General features: G+C 45.1%; 17 protein-coding genes. 9 read left to right on the top strand and 8 right to left on the bottom strand.

What is annotated here, in order from left to right; genetic code table 11:
- Positions 1-257: 257 nt before the first annotated feature.
- The 3 genes from FTV34_RS10775 to FTV34_RS10765 are packed head-to-tail and all read right to left on the bottom strand — an operon-like array spanning position 258 to position 2,680.
- Entirely contained in the window at positions 258-509 is a 252-nt protein-coding gene (locus tag FTV34_RS10775; RefSeq protein WP_180070117.1) for a DUF6587 family protein, read from the bottom strand.
- A gap of 57 nt (positions 510-566) precedes the next feature.
- Positions 567-2,423 carry a ferrous iron transporter B gene (locus FTV34_RS10770; protein WP_180003813.1) on the bottom strand — a complete coding sequence of 619 codons (1,857 nt, stop codon included), beginning with the start codon at positions 2,421-2,423 and terminating at the stop codon, positions 567-569.
- On the bottom strand, positions 2,420-2,680 hold the full coding sequence (locus FTV34_RS10765) for a FeoA family protein (protein ID WP_004787267.1): 261 nt from the start codon (positions 2,678-2,680) through the stop codon (positions 2,420-2,422). Before FTV34_RS10765 ends, FTV34_RS10770 begins: the two co-directional genes overlap by 4 nt.
- Positions 2,681-2,856: 176 nt before the next feature.
- On the opposite strand from FTV34_RS10765, the gene xerD reads away from it, so the two are divergent.
- The 4 genes from xerD (at position 2,857) to thrC (ending at position 7,316) form a co-directional block, all read left to right on the top strand.
- Complete coding sequence (gene xerD / locus FTV34_RS10760) at positions 2,857-3,774, top strand: site-specific tyrosine recombinase XerD (RefSeq protein ID WP_159124366.1); 918 nt, start codon at positions 2,857-2,859, stop codon at positions 3,772-3,774.
- A gap of 100 nt (positions 3,775-3,874) precedes the next feature.
- Positions 3,875-4,687 (top strand): DsbC family protein, encoded by an 813-nt coding sequence (locus FTV34_RS10755; protein ID WP_034703409.1) that lies wholly within the window; start codon positions 3,875-3,877, stop codon positions 4,685-4,687.
- 127 nt (positions 4,688-4,814) lie between these two features.
- Positions 4,815-6,119: a homoserine dehydrogenase gene (locus FTV34_RS10750; RefSeq protein ID WP_005233480.1), complete on the top strand. Its 1,305-nt coding sequence runs from the start codon at positions 4,815-4,817 to the stop codon at positions 6,117-6,119.
- Between the two features lie 57 nt (positions 6,120-6,176).
- Entirely contained in the window at positions 6,177-7,316 is a 1,140-nt protein-coding gene (thrC, locus tag FTV34_RS10745) for a threonine synthase (RefSeq protein WP_180070115.1), read from the top strand.
- A gap of 59 nt (positions 7,317-7,375) precedes the next feature.
- Here thrC and FTV34_RS10740 read toward each other — a convergent pair whose 3' ends face one another.
- Entirely contained in the window at positions 7,376-8,428 is a 1,053-nt protein-coding gene (locus FTV34_RS10740; protein WP_180070113.1) for a serine hydrolase, read from the bottom strand.
- Between the two features lie 216 nt (positions 8,429-8,644).
- Between FTV34_RS10740 and FTV34_RS10735 the strand changes: the two genes are divergently transcribed.
- Genes FTV34_RS10735 through FTV34_RS10725 form a run of 3 tightly spaced genes read left to right on the top strand, consistent with a single transcriptional unit; the run spans position 8,645 to position 12,312 of the window.
- Positions 8,645-9,280 (top strand): response regulator, encoded by a 636-nt coding sequence (locus tag FTV34_RS10735; protein ID WP_005233474.1) that lies wholly within the window; start codon positions 8,645-8,647, stop codon positions 9,278-9,280.
- Between the two features lie 27 nt (positions 9,281-9,307).
- Positions 9,308-10,873 carry a PAS domain-containing sensor histidine kinase gene (locus tag FTV34_RS10730; RefSeq protein WP_179992207.1) on the top strand — a complete coding sequence of 522 codons (1,566 nt, stop codon included), beginning with the start codon at positions 9,308-9,310 and terminating at the stop codon, positions 10,871-10,873.
- A gap of 17 nt (positions 10,874-10,890) precedes the next feature.
- Positions 10,891-12,312: a sigma-54 dependent transcriptional regulator gene (locus FTV34_RS10725; protein WP_180070130.1), complete on the top strand. Its 1,422-nt coding sequence runs from the start codon at positions 10,891-10,893 to the stop codon at positions 12,310-12,312.
- On the opposite strand, the gene FTV34_RS10720 is transcribed toward FTV34_RS10725, so the two are convergent.
- The 4 genes from FTV34_RS10720 to lptF form a co-directional block, all read right to left on the bottom strand.
- Positions 12,313-13,485, bottom strand: a complete 1,173-nt coding sequence (locus FTV34_RS10720) for a S41 family peptidase (RefSeq protein WP_034703419.1) — start codon at positions 13,483-13,485, stop codon at positions 12,313-12,315.
- 23 nt (positions 13,486-13,508) lie between these two features.
- Positions 13,509-15,056: a 2,3-bisphosphoglycerate-independent phosphoglycerate mutase gene (gpmI, locus tag FTV34_RS10715; RefSeq protein WP_180015005.1), complete on the bottom strand. Its 1,548-nt coding sequence runs from the start codon at positions 15,054-15,056 to the stop codon at positions 13,509-13,511.
- Positions 15,057-15,180: 124 nt separating this feature from the next.
- Positions 15,181-16,251, bottom strand: coding sequence for an LPS export ABC transporter permease LptG (gene lptG, locus FTV34_RS10710; RefSeq protein ID WP_180003801.1), 1,071 nt, complete (start codon positions 16,249-16,251; stop codon positions 15,181-15,183).
- 2 nt (positions 16,252-16,253) lie between these two features.
- Positions 16,254-17,354, bottom strand: coding sequence for an LPS export ABC transporter permease LptF (lptF, locus tag FTV34_RS10705; RefSeq protein ID WP_034703425.1), 1,101 nt, complete (start codon positions 17,352-17,354; stop codon positions 16,254-16,256).
- A gap of 156 nt (positions 17,355-17,510) precedes the next feature.
- Here lptF and FTV34_RS10700 point away from each other — a divergent pair, with 156 nt between their 5' ends.
- Together FTV34_RS10700 and FTV34_RS10695 are read left to right on the top strand one after the other, a co-directional pair.
- A complete protein-coding gene (locus FTV34_RS10700) occupies positions 17,511-18,959 on the top strand; it encodes a leucyl aminopeptidase (protein ID WP_180070111.1) in 1,449 nt (482 codons plus the stop codon).
- On the top strand, positions 18,952-19,359 hold the full coding sequence (locus FTV34_RS10695; protein WP_034703428.1) for a DNA polymerase III subunit chi: 408 nt from the start codon (positions 18,952-18,954) through the stop codon (positions 19,357-19,359). The genes FTV34_RS10700 and FTV34_RS10695 overlap by 8 nt, the downstream gene beginning before the upstream one ends.
- The last annotated feature ends 13 nt before the right edge of the window (positions 19,360-19,372 follow it).

The raw sequence follows: 19,372 nt of genomic DNA, 5'->3' as shown, positions 1-19,372 counted from the left end.
TTAAATCTTCATCTTTAATCGGTTTAATAATTAATAAATTTTTATTGGAGCCATCATGGGAATAAAAGTTAAGACTATGCTATCCATAACTTGAAAGGAAAATCAGATAACGCTTCCATTCATAATATAGAAAAATAGTGGATTATTTTCACCTAGATAAATTAATAAGTTTTTAAAAAATAAAAAATTAGGGAGCTTATTTCTAAGCTCCCTACTCATTTGCATGCTCAGTTTTTATTCTCAAACAGAATGAAAGTTTACTTCCATTTCACTGCCTGAGCTTTAGGTTTTGTACTTGAGCTTTGTTCCGATGCCGGACAGGCACAGTTACCACCACAGCCACTGGCCATAGCCGGTTTTAACCATTTCGCCAGCGTATGCCAGCCTTTGGCTGCACAGGCATCAGACAGCTTCTGGAGGACTGAGCGTGAGGTATTCGGAAATACCTTTTTAAATACCACGAGCGCACTCCAGACAACCAGTACCGCTACAATCAGAATTTCAATCATCTCAATCTCCCATTCACATGATCATTCAGATCGAGCCAAGGTTTCCCTTCAGCCAGTTTAACCCAAATAATGTGATGCAATTTGATAAGTCAGGAATGACATGAAATATGCCAAACCAAACAGGTAGAAGGTCATAAAGCTGACCGTTTTCCATGAACCGGTTTCACGCTTCACAGTGGCTAAGGTCGCCAGACAATGTGGTGCATAAATAAACCATACCAGTAGAGACAAGCCGGTCGCGATCGACCAGCCCAAATCACCGCCGCCACTAATCAGTGCCGCCAGACCCTCAGACATGGCATCTTCATCGACTGCAGACAAGGCATAAACCGTACCTAGTGCTGCCACGACAACTTCACGCGCTGCCATCGCCGGAATCAGTGCAATACAGATCTGCCAGTTAAAGCCCAATGGTGCAAAAATAGGTTGCATCACATGGCCCAGCATCCCGGCAAAGGAATAATCGATATCCGGTAAAGTTGCACCTTCTGGTGGCTGCGGGAACGTACACAGGAACCATAGCAGAATAGATAATGCAAAGATGATGCCGCCGACACGCTTCAAGAAGATTTTGCCGCGATCCAGTAGGCCAATCCAGACGTTTTTAACATCCGGGAAACGGTAACTTGGCAGCTCCATCAACAGCATATGCTGAGACTTGTCTTTATGGAAAAATTTCAGGATAAAGGAAACAATCAGTGCACTCAGAATACCGGCCATATACAGACCAAATAACACCAGACCTTGCAGGTTCATGAAACCCCACACGGTTTGCTCAGGAATGAAGGCTGCAATCAGCAAAGCATATACTGGCAGACGTGCCGAACAGGTCATCAGTGGCGCCACAAAAATCGTGGTCAGACGGTCACGTGGGTCACTAATCGTTCTTGAAGCCATAATTCCCGGTACGGCACAGGCAAAGCTGGACAATAGAGGGATGAAAGCACGGCCCGAAAGACCTGCCTTAAACATCAATTTATCCAGCAAGAAGGCGGCACGTGGTAAATAACCAGATTCTTCCAAAACCAGAATAAAGAAGAATAGAATCAGAATCTGCGGCAGGAAGACCACTACTCCACCCGCGCCGGCAATAATCCCGTCAACCACCAAGCTGTTTAATAAAGGGTGAGCGATCAGTCCACCCATGTACTCGCCCAACCAGCCGAAGAAAGTTTCGATCCCGTCCATGAAGGGCGCAGCCCAAGCAAAGACCGCCTGAAACACCACAAACATCATAATGGCTAAGCTAAGCAGGCCCAATACCGGATGCAGGAATATCTTGTCCAGAAAATCAGTACGTTTATCTTCCTGATCGGCATAATTCACCACATCTTTCAGAATGCTGGTAATCTGATGATGGTGATCGCCACTCAAACCGCTGAGTTCAGTTTGCGGGGCAGAAAACTTGTTTTTATCCAGTGCATTTTTCAGGTTTTCAATGCCTGAAGTACGCACGGCTACCGTTTCAACCACAGGTACACCCAGACGTTCAGACAGTTTCTGGGTATTAATCTGCATCCCACGACGGCGTGCTTCATCCATCATGTTCAGCACCACCAGCATTGGACGACCCAGCTGAATCATTTCCAGTACCAGTCCCAGATGCAGTTTTAGGTTGGTTGCATCTACCACGCACAGGAAAGTATCCTGCTGGCCTTCTTCTGCAATTTTACCCTGAACCACATTACGGGTAATTTCTTCGTCCGGGCTAGTCGCATCCAGACTATAAGTACCTGGCAGATCCAGTACACGTACCGGTTTGCCTGAAGGAAGCGTAAAATTCCCGACTTTACGTTCAACCGTAACCCCGGCATAGTTGCCGACTTTTTGACGAGATCCGGTTAAATGGTTGAATAAAGAAGTTTTACCGCAGTTCGGGTTACCGACAAGGGCAATACGTAAGGTATCACTCATGCCGCGGCTCCCTGTTCAATTTCAATCTTGGCCGCTTCCGATTTTCGTAAAGCAAAACGCGTAAACCCTACCTGAATAAGAATCGGATCCCCACCAAAAATACCTTTGGTAATGACTTGTACCTGAGTCCCTGGTACAAAACCTAAAGTTTCCAAGCGACTGGCCACAACATCGTGGGAAGCGCCTTTACCATCAGTAGTTCGATTAACTTTTCGAATGATGGCAGTTTGTTTTGCTTTCAAATCAGACAAACGCACCGTGAAAATTCCTAAGACTTTTGTACAGTATACAAACAAATGAGAATAATTAACAAATAAGTATTAATTACATTTCTTCTTGGCTGTATAGCACATCGACATGTCAGTAAAATTAAACTAGAGTGGAGAATAGCAATCAGGCTTCTCGCTTTTAAAAATTATCTTCATTAAACATCATGCTGAATAAAAAACCTCGCATTCCTAGTCCAGTTCAGATTCCTGAAGCTTTCAGTTACTTACAGGGTTTTCGTGATTATCTGATTGCCCAGACAGTGAGCCCTCATACCCGAAATGCCTATTTATCTGATCTGATCCAGTGTGCTGAATGTCTGGTTAAACCTTTACCAGAATGGAACCATGATGATATTTCCGATGTGCTGATTGAACTAACCAAACAGCAAAAAAGTCCACGTTCAATTGCACGATGTTTGTCCGCCTTACGTTCTTTTTATAAATTCCTGCGGGAACAAAAACTGCGGAGTGACAATCCGGTCGCTGCCCATAAAACACCAAAACTGGGCCGTGCCCTGCCGAAAGACCTGTCTGAAGCTGATGTCGAAGCGCTGATTCATGCACCTGATATTAATACTGCCCTTGGTTTACGTGATCGTGCCATGTTTGAAGTGCTTTATGCGTGCGGTTTACGGGTGACGGAACTGATTAATCTGCGTCTGGATCTGATTAATTTAAAACAGGGCTATTTGCGTATTGTCGGTAAAGGCAATAAAGAACGTCTGGTGCCGATGGGACAGATGGCCTGTGAATGGGTGGAAAAATACCTGCAGGAAGCACGCCCGCAATTGTATAAGACAGCGACCGATTATCTGTTCCTCACCCAGCATGGCGGCATCATGAGCCGGCAGAATTTCTGGTATGCCATTAAACGCTATGCACTACAAGCCGGAATTCAGGCTGAACTGTCTCCACATACTTTGCGCCATGCCTTCGCCACGCATTTACTTAATCATGGCGCTGACTTACGGGTAGTACAAATGTTGCTAGGTCACAGTGATTTATCCACCACACAGATCTATACCCATGTGGCACAAGTTAGAATGCAGCAATTGCATGCAACCCATCATCCACGGGCTTAGGAGCTGATTTGAATAGAATAAACTGAGAAGTTTGACGTAGCTCTATCTTTTTTTGCTATGCTAATGCTCTGTTTTTAGTCCAAGAAAAAAAAGGGTTATTATGACATTTGCCCGCACCAAAATTTTTATCGCTTGTCTGCTTGCTACCGGTCTGGGACTGAGCGCATGTTCCAATTCCAATAATTCAGATAAAAAGCAAGATACGCTTACAGCAAGTGCACCGGCGACGGGTGAAGCCTCTAACCTTAGCGAACGTAATGCACAGCAACGCCTGATTTCAACGCTCGAAGGTCATTTCAAAAAAGCGGGAATTAACGCAAAAATCACGGGTATTAAAACCACTGAAGTACCCAACATGTCATGGGTCAGCCTGGAAGGTATGGCACCCGTCTATGTGACAAATGATGGCAAATATCTGATTCAGGGCGATGTCATTCGCCTTGGAGATAAAGAGCTGCATAATGTCAGTGAAACTTTGCAATCTGACGTCAACAAGAAAATCTTTGCAAACCTTAAAGCGGAAGACCTGCTGATTTATCCAGCCAAAGGCAAAACCAAGCATGTGATCTATGTCTTTACCGATGTCAGCTGTCCGTATTGTCACAAATTCCATGAACAGATGGATGAAATGAACAGCAAAGGCATCGAAGTACGCTATATTGCCTGGCCACGTGGCGAGCAGCATATGCCTGCCATGGAAGCCATCTGGTGTAATTCCGATCGTCGTGCAGCCTTCGATCAAGCCATTGCCGGTGGATCTATCACACCAACGACTTGTAAAAATCCTGTGAAAGATCAATATCAAATGGGTCTTAATATTGGTGTTAATGGTACCCCGGGCGTATACAGTTCTGAAGGACTTTATCTCGGTGGCTATATGAGCACATCAGAATTATTGGATCGACTTAAATAACTCATTTTAATTAGTTATTTAACTTTATTTTATAGATGAAGATATTCTGAAATGACCCTAGAGTCAGACCGCTTTTTTAGCTATGATCTAGGCTCTCGTAAAAAACTGTTTATATTTGGAGTGTGACGTGAAACCAGTTCGTCTGGCAATCCTCGGTCTTGGTACTGTGGGTGGTGGTGCCCTTAAACTATTAAAAGAAAATGCTGCTGAGATTAAACGTCGCACCGGTCGTGAAATTCAAATTACCCATGTTGGTACGCGTCGCCCGCGTCCTGATCTGGATCTACCTGAATCAGTCAAACAAAGTGCAGATCTGCTCGACATCGTACGTCAACCTGATGTAGATGTGGTGGTTGAAGTCATGGGCGGTATTCACCCTGCTTATGAAGTGATTAAAGAAGCCATTCTGCATGGTAAACAGGTCGTAACTGCGAACAAAGCTTTGCTCGCTGAACACGGGAATGAACTGTTCAAACTTGCCGATGACAACGCTGTGCAAATTGCTTACGAGGCAGCGGTGGCTGGCGGCATTCCAATTATTAAAGTGATGCGTGAAGGTCTGGCAGCCAACAAGATTGACTGGCTGGCTGGCATCATCAACGGTACAGGCAATTTTATCCTGACTGAAATGCGAGATAAAGGCCGTGCCTTTGCTGATGTACTGAAAGAAGCACAAGAGCTGGGTTATGCAGAAGCAGATCCAACCTTCGACGTAGAAGGCATCGATGCAGCACACAAACTGACATTACTGGCCTCTATTGCTTTTGGTATTCCATTACAGTTTGATAAAGTCTTTACTGAAGGCATTAGCAAAATTACTGCACAAGACGTGAAATATGCTGAAGACTTGGGCTTCCGTATCAAACACCTCGGTATTGCCCGTCGTGCTGAAACTGGTATCGAACTCCGTGTACACCCTACCCTGATTCCTGAAGAGCAATTGATCGCTAATGTGAATGGTGTAAAAAATGCAGTTCTGGTTCAAGCCAATGCGGTTGGTCCTACACTGTATTACGGTGCAGGTGCGGGTGCAGGTCCTACAGCTTCTGCAGTAGTCGCAGATGTCGTGGATATCGTACGTGATATTTCTTATACTGAAGATGGTGCTGGTACAATTCCACAACTGGCTTTTGAAAGCTTAAGTGACCTGCCAATCCTGCCACGTGAAGAAATGACGACTGGATACTACATCCGGATCAATGCTGAAGATCAAACCGGAGTACTGGCTGAAGTAACCTCTATTCTAAGCCGCGAAGGCATCAGTATTGATGCAATTCTGCAGCAGTCACGTCTGAAAGATCTTATTCCTATCGTGATCCTGACTGATCCAGTCAAGGAAGCGAAAATGGATGAAGCGTTAAAACAAATTCAAGCTCTTCCTGTCATTCATGGCGAAATTGTACGAATTCGTTTAGAATCGCTTGATAATTAATCGGGTCGAGGGGACACTCTCCCCTTGCCAAGCTCTACACACAATTGGAACATCATCATGTCGAATGCCAATCGTTATACTGGTTTAGTTGACCGCTATCGCGACCGTTTACCAGTGTCTGCAACTACTAAAGCCGTTTCTCTGGGTGAAGGTAACACACCACTGATTAAGCTTGCGAATATTCCGCGCATTATTGGCAAAAATGTTGAAATTTATGTGAAGTACGAGGGCTTAAACCCGACTGGTTCATTTAAAGACCGTGGTATGACCATGGCGGTAACAAAAGCGGTTGAAGAAGGCTCTAAAGCCATTATCTGTGCATCTACAGGTAATACTTCAGCAGCAGCTGCAGCTTATGCTGCGCGTGCAGGTATCAAAGCGTTCGTTTTAATCCCAGAAGGCAAAATTGCGATGGGTAAAATGGCGCAAGCGATGATGTACGGTGCAATTACCATGCAAATCCGCGGTAACTTCGATGACGGTATGCGTCTGGTAAAAGAAATCGCTGACAAAGCACCTGTGACGATTGTTAACTCAATCAACCCGTACCGTCTGCAAGGTCAAAAAACCATTGCTTACGAAATCGTGGATGAATTGGGCCGTGCACCAGATTACCACTGCCTGCCAGTAGGTAACGCAGGTAACATTACTGCGCACTGGATGGGTTATACCGAAGCGGTTGCAAATCAGCCTACTGGCGAGTTTGAACAAGTGGTTTATGACGCTGCAACTGATGCCTTCACTGGTCCTAAACCTGAAGGTCTGCCAACAATGGTAGGTTACCAGGCTTCTGGTGCTGCACCTTTCCTTCGTGGTGCACCTGTTGAAAATCCTGAGACTGTTGCAACTGCAATCCGTATCGGTAATCCACAAAGCTGGAACCATGCGAAAGCGGTTGTTCGTGATTCTAAAGGCTGGTTCGATGAACTGACTGATGCCGAGATTCTGGAAGCGCAACGTCTTCTTTCTATGTATGAAGGCGTATTCGTAGAACCTGCATCTGCAGCTTCAATCGGTGGCGCAATCCGTGACATTAAAGCAGGTAAAATTGCTGAAGGTTCTGTGATCGTGTGTACCGTAACTGGTAACGGTCTGAAAGATCCGGATACTGCGATCAAACAATGTTCTGATGCCGTAATGCTTTCAATTGACGCAACTTTAGAACAGGTTCGTGAATCAATTCTTTCTAATATGTAATTTAGATTGAAATAAAAGGCCCTGCAATTGCAGGGCTTTTTATAGGCGCTTAAAAAAGATTAAACACGTTGTTTAGGCAGGCTAGATACCCAAGTCATCAGACGAGTCGCATCATTGGTACGTGCAGCAGTTGAATCCGCACCTAATACCACGACCACCACAGGACGGTTATTCAAGGTGGTGTGCATGACGACACAACGTCCTGCTTCATTAATATAACCGGTTTTAGACAGATTGATATTCCAGCCACCATTACGCACCAGTGAATTGGTGTTGTTAGATTTCAATACACGGTAACCCAGGTTGAAATCATAGCTGGCAGTGGTAGAGAATTGACGGATCAGACCATACTGTGAAGCGGTATTGACCAGAATCCCCAAATCACGTGCAGAAGACACATTGCCAGGATGCAGGCCAGTAGATTCCATATAATGGGTTGAATTCATGCCCAGCTCTTTAGCTTTGGCATTCATCTTCGCAATAAAGGCTGCACGTCCACCTGGATAGGTACGTGCCAATGCGGCTGCAGCCGGGTTCTCAGACTTCATCAAAGCAAATAATAAGGCTTCAGCACGATTCATGCTGTCCCCGGCTCTTAAAGTAGAACTTGAGCTCTTACAGCCTGCACAGGAAAAATCAGCCTGTTGCAGAGTAATTTTTTCAGACATATTCAAACGCGCATCTGAAATCACTACTGCAGTCATCAATTTGGTAATCGACGCAATCGGGTAAGCATTATTGGTATTTTTACTGAATAACACTTCACCTGTCTGTGAATCCATCACCAGAGCTGCACGCGCACTTACAGCAGGTTGATTACTAAAATGACTATTATCAATAATCTGTACAGGTTTTGTCGGTACTGGCGCTGGTGCACTGCCCTGACGAATCGTCGTCGTAACAGTTGCTGAACCTGGTGGTGAAGGTTCTGCAGCAGATACGCTCAAATTATCATTCATGAGCTGATTGACTTCATCAGAAGACCAGCTGATGCTGGATCCGCCCTCTGTTGTGCCAGAATTCATAATGATTTCAGCAAAACTTGTCGTGCTCATGCTGATTAACACGGACAGGCCGAGTAGATGCCTTAAAGACTTGTTTATTTTCTTCACTATTCCTTCACTCAACTAACAGAGGTAAGATTGATTTGCGTATTACCTCTAATATGCCTTACATTTAAACACAATGCCGAACATTTTTTGTTCTTGACACTATGTGATAAGTTTCAGATTTAATCTGCGAATAGGATTGCTAATTTTGTAGTTTCATTGCAAGCTTATTTTGCTTTATGTAACAAAAAAATGATTTTTTAATGAGGGAGAGTCTAGGTGATCACAGTTTTAGTTGTCGACGACCATGAATTAGTTCGTACTGGAATTTGCAGAATGCTGGAAGACCATGCGGATGTTCAGGTGATTGGACAGGCTGAATCTGGTGAAGAAGCAATTACCCTCGTCCGTCAGCATCATCCCAATGTGGTTCTGTTAGATGTCAACATGCCAGGTATCGGTGGTGTAGAAACCACACGCCGTTTGCTACAGACTGCTCCTGAAACCAAAGTTCTTGCGGTCAGTGGCCTGGCTGAAGAACCTTATCCTTCACTATTATTGAAAGCAGGTGCCAAAGGTTATATCACCAAAGGTGCACCTGTATCAGAGATGGTCCGTGCCATCAATAAAGTCATGCAGGGCGGTAAATATTTCAGTGCCGACATTGCTGAACAGCTGGCGAGTTCTTACCTGTCCGATACCCAGCAATCTCCTTTTGACGCACTGTCTGAACGTGAAATGCAGGTAGCCATGATGGTAGTGAACTGTATCAGCGCGCAGGAAATTGCCGACAAGCTGTTTGTAAGTGTTAAAACAGTTAATACTTACCGTTACCGGATCTTCGAAAAACTGAATATCGATAGTGATGTTAAACTAACCCATCTTGCAATGCGCTATGGCCTGATTAAACCTTAATTTAACCCTCTGCTTAATGCGGTTCCTATGGCGCAAACATCCAGTTATTCTGAACTGAATCAATATCATCTGGGCCTATGGTATAGCGCCTACCGCCTGATTATCAGCACGGGTCTGTTGCTGATTTTTCTGCTGACTTATCCTGATATGACTACAGATTATCAGTATCCTAAACTCTATCACTATGCCTTAATGATTAGCGTCGCCGTCAATACTGTGCAGCTGTTTACGCTGAGATGGGTAAAGCGCCTGATTCAGCCGCAGTTCATTCTGATTTTTGCCAGCGATGTCTTTTTTCTCAGTTTATTGACCTTGGCCAGTCAGGGTCCAAACGTGCATCTCGGACTGATTTTTGTTATTACCATTTTTTCAGCCTCATTATTGCTCGATGCCAAGAAGGCCCTGATCATCACCCTGATTGCGGTGATTAGTATCATCTACCAGCATTTTATCGGCAGTATTTTTGCCTTTTCCTCGCTTACCAATATCGGGAATAGTGCCCTGCTGGCCTTTTTGTTTTTTGTCGTCTATGGCTCAGGACAAATTGCGGTACGGCGCTTTCAGATTCTGGAAAACCTGAATTTTTCTCAATCGCTGGAACTATATCGCTTACAGAATATTAACCGCTATATTCTGGAACAGATTGAAACCGGCTATCTGGTTTTAGATGAGAATTACCATGTGGTGCTCAGTAATCCGGCTGCCTGTCATCTGCTCGGCATTGAGCCAATGTATGCCCATGAAAGATTTTCGTTATACCAATCTCAAAATGACCTGTTTGAACTGATCCGTTTTGAAAATCTGGAAAATGGCGAGCGGTTTCAATTTGAATCCCAGCAGAGTCGTTATAATATTCACGTGCAGGTACAAAAGCTGATTGTGCCGCACCAGACTCTGACTCTCCTCGTGCTGCAAGATGCCCGCAAACTTAATCAGCAGGTGCAACAGTTAAAGCTTGCTGCTCTAGGCCAGCTTTCCGCCAGTATTGCCCATGAAATTCGCAATCCTCTGGCTGCCATTGTACAGGCCAATGATCTTTATCTCGATTCTGAACCTGAACAGCAACAGGTCCTGCATCAGATGATTAGCCGACAGGCCACCCGGATTGACCGGATTATTCAGGACACCCTGAATATGGTGAAAAACAAGGAAACCCATCCGGTCGTAATTCAGCTGAATGAATTTATCCTACTGTTTATTCAGGAGGATTTAGCAGATGTGGCGGACCAGATTCAATTTAATATTGATGTACCACTGGCAATTCAGTTCGATGAAGCCCAGTTACGTCAGATTCTAATTAACCTGATTCGTAATGCCATCCGGCATAATTCACCGGATTCGTCCCATATTCAATTGAATATTCACCCATATGAACATAAGGTATGGATAGATGTCCGGGATTTTGGCTCTGGTGTTGCCACCCATGATCAGGAATTATTATTTAAACCTTTTTTCAGCACGTCTATCCATGGAACGGGACTCGGACTATATTTATCACACAGTTTTTGTGAAGCCAATCAGGCACAACTCAACTACATTTCACAAGAACAGGGCGCATGCTTTCGGATTAGCTGTCAACGTGTGACAGCATAAAAGGAATAAGGGGAAATATTGTGGAACAACAACCACTGGTTTTATTGGTGGATGATGAGGAAGATCTATGTACCCTCATGCAAATGTCATTGATGCGCATGGGAATCCGTACGCATATTGCCCATCGTCTGGAAGATGCGAAAAAATGTCTGGCAGATCATCAATATGATGCCTGTCTGACAGATCTAAATCTTCCTGATGGCAATGGTCTGCAATTACTGGACTGGATTAACCAGCATTCCCCTCACCTTCCGGTAGCTGTTCTAACGGCTTATGGCAATATGGATATTGCTATTGCTGCACTCAAGGCAGGTGCATTTGACTTTGTTAGCAAACCGATCAATCAAAAGCATCTGGAACAACTGCTGCAAAAAGCACTGAATAAACCAGTAGACTATTATCAGAATAATTCCAATGATTCATTAGAACATAAATTGCTGATTGGACAATCTCTGCCTATTCAGCAATTGCGGGTCACCTTGAAAAAAATTGCCCGTTCTCAAGCTCCGGTATTTATTACTGGTGAATCAGGGACCGGGAAAGAAGTGGTGGCCAATCTGGTCCATCGTCTTAGTAACCGCAATGAAGGACCTTTTATCGCGATTAACTGCGGTGCAATCCCGACTGAATTAATGGAAAGTGAACTGTTTGGCCACAAGAAAGGCAGCTTTACTGGCGCGACTCAGGACAAACAAGGACTAATTCAGTCTGCCCATGGAGGTAGTTTGTTCTTAGATGAAATCGCCGAATTACCGCTATCTATGCAGGTTAAACTGTTACGTGCCGTCCAGGAAAAACGCATTCGTCCAGTCGGTTCTGACACTGAAATTGATGTCGATTTCCGTGTCATTAGTGCCAGCCACCAGGATCTCGATGCGCTGGTACAACAAGGCAAATTCCGTCAGGATTTGTTCTTCCGTATTCACGTGATGGATCTGGTCTTACCACCACTGCGTGAGCGCGGCCAAGATATTCTGCTCCTCGCTGAGCATTTTGTTCAAAAGATCTGTCAGGAATGGGAGATTCCTGCGAAAAAACTGACGGAACGGAGCAAGGAATTTTTACTGGAGCAATACTATCCGGGCAATGTACGCGAACTGCGTAACATTATTGAACGAGCTATTACTTTGAGTGATGAAGACAAGATTGATCTTCAGCATCTGCAAACTGCTCCACTGCGTCATCTGGCACCTATCTTATCAGAAACGGCAAATCTGGCAGAGCCGACCTCATCTACGGATCAGATCATTATTCCCAAGAAACTCCCCGAGGAAGGTCTGGAACTGTATTTAGAAAAGATTGAAAAAGAAATTCTGCTGAATGCTTTGAATCTGACGCATTGGAATCGTACATTGGCCGCCAAAAAACTCGGTATGTCGTTTCGCTCTTTACGTTATCGTCTGAAAAAATTCGGACTGGATACCGAAGAAGAGGAATAATTATTTCTGCAGGAGCAGCAAGTCTGTGACGTGATCCAGATAGCTCTCCTCACGCGCATCCTGACCGAGAGGATAGGTGAAATGTGGCTGAATCCCCTGTCCTTCAATCATATTGCCGCTCGGGCTAAAGTATTGCGATACAGTCATCTGCAAAGCAGAGCCATTGCTCAAAGGAAACAGTTTCTGCACTACCCCTTTGCCATAGCTCTTTTCCCCTACCACCCAGGCACGATTATGTTCTTTCAGAGCAGCAGTAAATACTTCTGCAGCGGAAGCCGAACGGTTATTGATTAGAATCCCGACTTTCAGATTTTGAAATTCAATTCCTGGAAGTGCCTGAAATTGCTGATTACCTTCAGAACGGCTCTTGGTCGAGACAATAATGCCCTGATTCAGGAACAAATCTGCTGATTCAACAGCCGCAGACAATAAACCACCCGGATTATTACGTAAGTCAAACAGCACTGCTTTCAGGCGATTGGTTGAATAACTTTCAATAATTCGCTTGATTTCATTAGCAGTATCTTGCTGGAAAACTTTGACCTGCAGCACCAGAACCTGATTACTGTGTAAAGTCGATTTAATCTCGGTATCCACTTTGGTATTGCGGACCAGTGTAATCGGTACACTTTGCGCAGAAAGCTGAAGCGTTAAAGTAGAGCCAATGGCACCAGTCAATAAATCTCGCACCTGCTCACGTTTCAGCGCACTCAAGACCTGATCATCAATCTTATAAACTGTGACACCATTGCGAAGGCCTTGTTTGGCAGAGTCAGCATCCGGACTTAGGCCTTGTACCATCCATTGTTTTAGCTGTGGATTAAAATGCAGATCAAAATCAATACTGGCCAGATCACCTTCAGTATATTCACGCAGCTGTTTATAGTCTTCAGGAGATAAATAGCGGGAATAGCGGTCCAGGCCGCTCACCAAACCTTGAATGGCTTGCTGGAAAAGCACATCGTCATTTTTGTCTTGAATATAATTATCTTTGACGATGCCATAAATCTGAACAAATTCCTGGATGGATGTAACAGGAATTTCATTATAGACCTGTTCATCCATTTCCAGTTCATCGAGTGCCATCTCGGTCGAAACAGCACTCCAGGCGGAATGACTCAAACACATCAGTAAGCAGGATAAGACTACAGACTTGCCATGTGTTTTTATCATTCTTATACCTGTTTTATAAAAGATTAAGCATGCAGCTCAATAAGATTGCGACCCTGCATTTCAGCTGGTACCGGAATTTGCATCAAGTTCAGCAGGGTTGGTGCAACATCAGCCAGTACGCCACCTTCTGCGATTGTTGCAGAGCTTGGACCCACATAGATAAATGGAACCAGTTCAGTGGTATGCTGGGTATGCACTTGACCGCTCTGATAATCCTGCATCTGCTCCACATTACCATGGTCTGCAGTAATAATCATATGACCTTTTTTCGCCATCACAGCTTCATAAACTCGGCCTAAGCAAGTATCCACGGCTTCAACGGCTTTCACTGCTGCATCAAATACACCAGTATGGCCGACCATATCACCATTGGCATAGTTCACAACCAGTAGGTCAAACTCGCCTGAATTGATCGCTGCCACCAGTTCATCTGTTACTTCATAGGCACTCATTTCCGGTTTCAGGTCATAAGTCGCAACATTTGGAGATGGGATCAGGATACGTTTTTCACCTGGATATTCATCTTCACGGCCACCGCTAAAGAAGAACGTTACATGCGCATATTTCTCGGTTTCTGCAATACGTAGCTGAGTTTTACCCAGGTTCGACAGATACTCACCTAAAGAATTTACCAGCGCTTCTGGCATATAGGCTACTGGTGCATCAATGGTCGCCTGATAACGGGTCAACATTACGAATTTCGCCAGATTCGGTACAACCTTACGTTCAAAACCGGCAAAATCTTTTTCAACAAAGGCACGAGTCAATTCACGGGCACGGTCAGCACGGAAGTTCATGAATACGACGCTGTCGCCATCCTGAATCTTCACAGTGTCGCCAATGCGAGTCGCTTTTACGAATTCGTCTGATTCCTCTGCAGCATAAGCCTGTTCCAGACCTTCAACTGCAGTAGCTGCAGTACGCATTGCTTCACCTTCAGTCAGCAGACGATATGCTTGCTCTACACGATCCCAACGGTTGTCACGATCCATGGCAAAATAACGACCGATCATGCTGACAATACGACCCTGGCCCGGATATTGAGCAAATAATGCATCCAGTTTTTCTAAAGAGGGTTGCGCACTTTTTGGTGGTGTATCACGGCCATCGAGAAACGCATGCAGATAAACCTGAGCACCGCGTTTTAAAGCCAGTTCAGCCATCGCCACGATATGATCTTCGTGTGAGTGCACACCGCCTTCAGAAAGAAGGCCCATAATGTGGACTGCGCCATTTGCTGCTTTGGCTTTCTCAACCGCATCTACCAGCACTTCATGCTCGAAGAAAGCACCAGTACGGATATCTTTAGTAATACGCGTGAAGTCCTGATACAGCACACGGCCAGCACCGAGGTTCATATGACCAACTTCAGAGTTCCCCATTTGACCATCAGGCAGGCCGACATCTTCACCTGAACCTGAGATCAAACCATGCGGATGCTTTTCCTGCATAGCAGTTAAATTTGGTCGTTTAGCCGCTAAAAACGCATTGTCTTCGACCGCTTCGCGATGACCCACACCATCCATAATCACCAAAACGTGAGGGATTTTGCCAGCAGTTGCATCCGTCATAATGAAATACTCTTTTCGTCTACGAATTAATCGCTCTAGTTTACCGAATTTTGCAAAAAGAGGCCATGACCAGTCGATGGTTTAAGCCTCTTGTTGCGATTGATTTCTTCTATTTTCCTGTGGCTTAGCGGGCCCGATGGAGCAAGTAGCCGCCAATAGCAAACATCAGTAAAATAGGAATAAATACGAACCATGCCGGTGACGGCGCATAGACCAGACTGGCATAGCCGAGAAAATCCTGCAGGTAGAAGAAGCCTAACCCTGCGAATAACGCAATCACCAAACGGAAGCCCATCGATTGCTGACGCAATGGCCCAAAGATAAATGAACAGGCAATCACTACCAGCGCAATCAGGGCAAATGGCGAACCGACTTTCTGCCAGAAGGCCAGCTGATAGGTTTTAGGTACCTGACTATATTCATGCATATAGCTCATAAAGCTCACTAACTGACTTGGTGATAAATCTTCCGGATCAATCGTGACCATATGCACATATTTCGGCTGCAAAGCCAAAGCCAGTGGTTGCTCATCATGCTGTACCAGTGTCGCATTGCCGTTTTGTAAAATATCAAACTGTTCTGTGCTATCTAGTTTCCAAGCCCCATCTTTGACGAATTCACCCTGCTTGGCATCCAGAGTACCCCGCAGTCGGTAATTGTCATCAAAGTCCAGCATCTGTACATTTTTCAGCTGGCCCTTGGCGTTGGCATAATCAATATAGATAAAGCGATTACCCTCACGCGTCCAGTAACCTTTCACTTCACCAATTTTGACTGGCTTGTTATAGCTTTTGACTGCTTTGGCCTGTTCATTGGTATATGGAATCACCCACTCGCTCAGGGCAAACGATAATACGACCAATAGCAATGCTGAACGGATCACCCAGCCGACAATCCGCCACAGACTGACTCCGACTGAACGCATTATGATCAGTTCACTATTGGAAGCCAATGTACCTAAACCGAGTACCGCGCCAATCAGTGCCGAAATTGGCAGGATTTCATAAAGATAATTCGGTGCCCCCCAGAGTACATATTTCAAGGCATCCCAGGCACCATAGCCTTCTTTCAGGGAACCCAATTCACCTAAATACGTAAATAAGACCTGCAGACCTGAAAGAACAGCGGTTGCCCCAAGCATCGCCAGCGCGGTGGTTCCGGTCACATGTTTGGCAACTATACGACGTGCTAACATTGTTAAGACCTCACTCGCTGAATCCGTTTTTTAATTTTTGGCGCCAAATTCTGTTTACGTGAGAACAATGCACCGGCTATGGCATATATGATCAGGACCAATGGATAAGCCCAAATGCCCATTTCCGCCTTGCTGACCCGGGTTTTGATCGCCATCAGGGCGACAATCAGGCTGGCAAAGATCATCAGTGCCGGGAATAATTTGAGATAGCGACCTTGACGTGGGCTCACTTCAGACAGGGCTACAGACAAAATCAGGGCAATTACAATGGCAAATGGTACAAAGACACGCCAGCCAAGCTCACTGGCTACCACCGGATCCTGACGGTTTTTCCAAAGCTGTCCGGTCGGCAAGGCCTCGACTTCATCACTGGCCAGTTCTGCTTCTTTATCACTTTCGATCCGTAAACGATAGCTTTCAAATTCAGCCTGGGTATATTGCGGCGTGCCTGGATAAATTTCATAGCGGCGGCCATTGACGAGATCGACCACATTGGCCGCATCATTCGGCATTTCAATTCGGGTCGCTTCCTGCGCCAGAATCATCACATCTGGCTTGCCTTCTTTTTCCGCACGCTGATAGAAGAAGATATCTTTCAGGTTTTTGCGATCTTCGGATAGATCTCCGGCATAAATGGTATAAGGTCCGGAAGAGATAAATTCTTTGGGCCGAACCAGATCAAAGCCGGTTCGTACTGCCTGCTCACTGGTCAAGGCTTCGAACTGTCGAATCCCCCACGGTGAAGCCCACAACATGAGAAAGCCTTGTGCAAGGAGATAGACCAAAGTCATCGGAATCAAAAGACGTGCCAGCTGATGCCGGCTAATTCCACTACCATTTAAGACCGCCATCTCATGATCAACATAGAGACGACCAAAGACCAGCATTAAGCCAATAAAGAACCCAAGTGGAAGAATCAAGGTCAGGAATTCAGGCAAACGATAACCAATGATGCTGAACAGGATTCCCGCATCCAGACGCCCCTGTGCGGCCACACCAAAATACTTGATCAAACGACCGCCCATCATGATAAGGGTCAGTAAGGCAATCACCACCAAGGAGGTCGATACCACTTGCTTGACCAGATAACGCCGAATAATCAAATTAGTTCTTCCAAAATGAGCTCCATAAAACGAGTGCTAGTTTACCCGAATAGCAAAAATATAAAACCTAGGTGGCTCTGCCCATTGAAAATCTATTCGGATAAATGTTTCAATGCTTGAATGATTTGCAAATCTAAACAGGCGTGAAAACAAGATATGAACCTTACAATTAATACGTCATTCCCAGAGAATGGATCAAGTCAATCTTTGTTGATTTTAGTCGACTCAGAACAGATTCAGAGCACTGCATCAACATACCAAATCAACAGCCTAGATACATTAATTGAAGCATCTCAATTCAAGGCTGGTCTGGCAGAAAGTTTAAGCCTGATTGGACAGGTCAGCCAGTCTCAGCATGCGGCCCTGATCGGCCTCGGCAAGACTGCCGAATTACAAGCGGGAAAACTGGCGAAAATTGCCCAAGCCATTATTAAAGGCTCTCAAAAAAAATTCAAACAGATTTCTGTTGATCTGACACAACTTCCACAAGAATTGCACTATCTGTTTGCATTGGCTTTAACTCAAGCCAGCTACGGCTATGACGAATACAAGTCAAAAAAGAACGAATTTATTCTGCAGCAGATTGATTTCATCGCTGCCGAAACTCCGCTAACAGCTGAACAGTTGCAATTGATTCAGGCCGTTCAGACTGGTCAGAATCTGGCGCGTGATCTGGGTAATCGTCCTGGCAATATTTGTTTCCCAGAATATCTGGCAGAACAGGCGCAAGCGCTGGCGGCTCAATATCCGGACCTGCTTAAAGTAACTGTACTTAATGAACAGCAAATGGCTGACCTTGGTATGGGTGCCTTCCTTGCAGTTAGCAAAGGTTCAGACCGTCCAGGCCGTATTATTACAATTGAATATCTGGCTCATCGTGAAGAAGCACCAGTTGTATTACTGGGTAAAGGCATTACTTTTGATACCGGCGGTATTTCATTAAAACCAGGCGCTGGCATGGATGAAATGAAATACGATATGTGCGGTGCAGCTTCAGTTCTGGGCACGCTTCGTGCACTATGCGAATCTCGTTTACCAATTCATGTGGTAGGTGCGATTGCTGCAGCGGAAAATATGCCATCGGGCAAAGCCACCCGTCCAGGTGACATCGTAACCACCATGAGTGGTCAAACTGTTGAAATTTTAAATACTGATGCTGAAGGCCGTCTGGTACTCTGTGATGCGCTAACTTATGTGAAACGCTTCAACCCTGCCCTGGTGATTGATATTGCAACTCTAACCGGTGCTTGTGTAGTGGCCTTAGGTTCAGTCTTGACCGGTATGTTTACGCCAGACAATGAGCTGGCTGCAGAGCTTGAAACCGCCGGCCAAAATGCATTTGACCGTGTATGGCGCATGCCAGTACTGGACGACTATCAGGAACAACTGGATTCACCATTTGCTGATATTGCCAATATTGGTGGCCCTAAAGCCGGTTCTGTAACAGCTGCATGCTTCCTGCAACGTTTTACGCGTGAATATCGCTGGGCTCACTTGGATATTGCAGGTACTGCATGGAATTCAGGTCCAAATAAAGGCGCAACTGGCCGTCCAGTACCTCTATTAATGCAATTCCTGGCTAATCGCGTTCAAAAGCATGGCTAAGGTCAGCTTTTATTTATTTGAAAAAAGCCCTGAACGACAAGTGGACAGCACTTGTCGTTTATGCCGTAAAATTTTGCGTCAGCCAGAGCGTATCTGGCTGCTGTGTGCCGATCCTGCCTTACAGCAGGAACTGGATGAAAAGCTATGGAACTTTGATCCTGCCAGCTTTATTCCGCATGGAATCGATCAGCCAGATGCGACCGTTTGTATATCGGCTCAATTACCAGAGCAGCCTGGCTGGATTATTTTTAATTTTAATCCGGAAGCACTTGAACCTGATGCGAAATTTAGTCACATTATTGAGATTATTGAAAACAATGAACCAGCCAAACAGCTGGGACGTGAAAAATATAAACAATATCGTGGCTTTGGCATTCAGCCAAATACCTTTAAGCTCTAAGTAATCACGTGAA

This window comes from Acinetobacter sp. YH16038 (assembly GCF_013417275.1).
Lineage (GTDB): Bacteria > Pseudomonadota > Gammaproteobacteria > Pseudomonadales > Moraxellaceae > Acinetobacter.
Note: the sequence above shows the minus strand (reverse complement) of the source record. Positions and strands in the feature narration are given on the sequence as shown.

Bases quoted from the DNA above. Each gene is read 5' to 3' on its own strand.
- gpmI (WP_180015005.1), bottom strand. From the start codon at position 15,056: ATGACGGATGCAACTGCTGGCAAAATCCCTCACGTTTTGGTGATTATG.
- FTV34_RS10720 (WP_034703419.1), bottom strand. From the start codon at position 13,485: ATGATAAAAACACATGGCAAGTCTGTAGTCTTATCCTGCTTACTGATG.
- FTV34_RS10770 (WP_180003813.1), bottom strand. From the start codon at position 2,423: ATGAGTGATACCTTACGTATTGCCCTTGTCGGTAACCCGAACTGCGGT.
- FTV34_RS10755 (WP_034703409.1), top strand. From the start codon at position 3,875: ATGACATTTGCCCGCACCAAAATTTTTATCGCTTGTCTGCTTGCTACC.
- xerD (WP_159124366.1), top strand. From the start codon at position 2,857: ATGCTGAATAAAAAACCTCGCATTCCTAGTCCAGTTCAGATTCCTGAA.
- lptG (WP_180003801.1), bottom strand. From the start codon at position 16,251: ATGTTAGCACGTCGTATAGTTGCCAAACATGTGACCGGAACCACCGCG.
- FTV34_RS10775 (WP_180070117.1), bottom strand. From the start codon at position 509: ATGATTGAAATTCTGATTGTAGCGGTACTGGTTGTCTGGAGTGCGCTC.
- FTV34_RS10700 (WP_180070111.1), top strand. From the start codon at position 17,511: ATGAACCTTACAATTAATACGTCATTCCCAGAGAATGGATCAAGTCAA.
- FTV34_RS10695 (WP_034703428.1), top strand. From the start codon at position 18,952: ATGGCTAAGGTCAGCTTTTATTTATTTGAAAAAAGCCCTGAACGACAA.
- FTV34_RS10730 (WP_179992207.1), top strand. From the start codon at position 9,308: ATGGCGCAAACATCCAGTTATTCTGAACTGAATCAATATCATCTGGGC.
- thrC (WP_180070115.1), top strand. From the start codon at position 6,177: ATGTCGAATGCCAATCGTTATACTGGTTTAGTTGACCGCTATCGCGAC.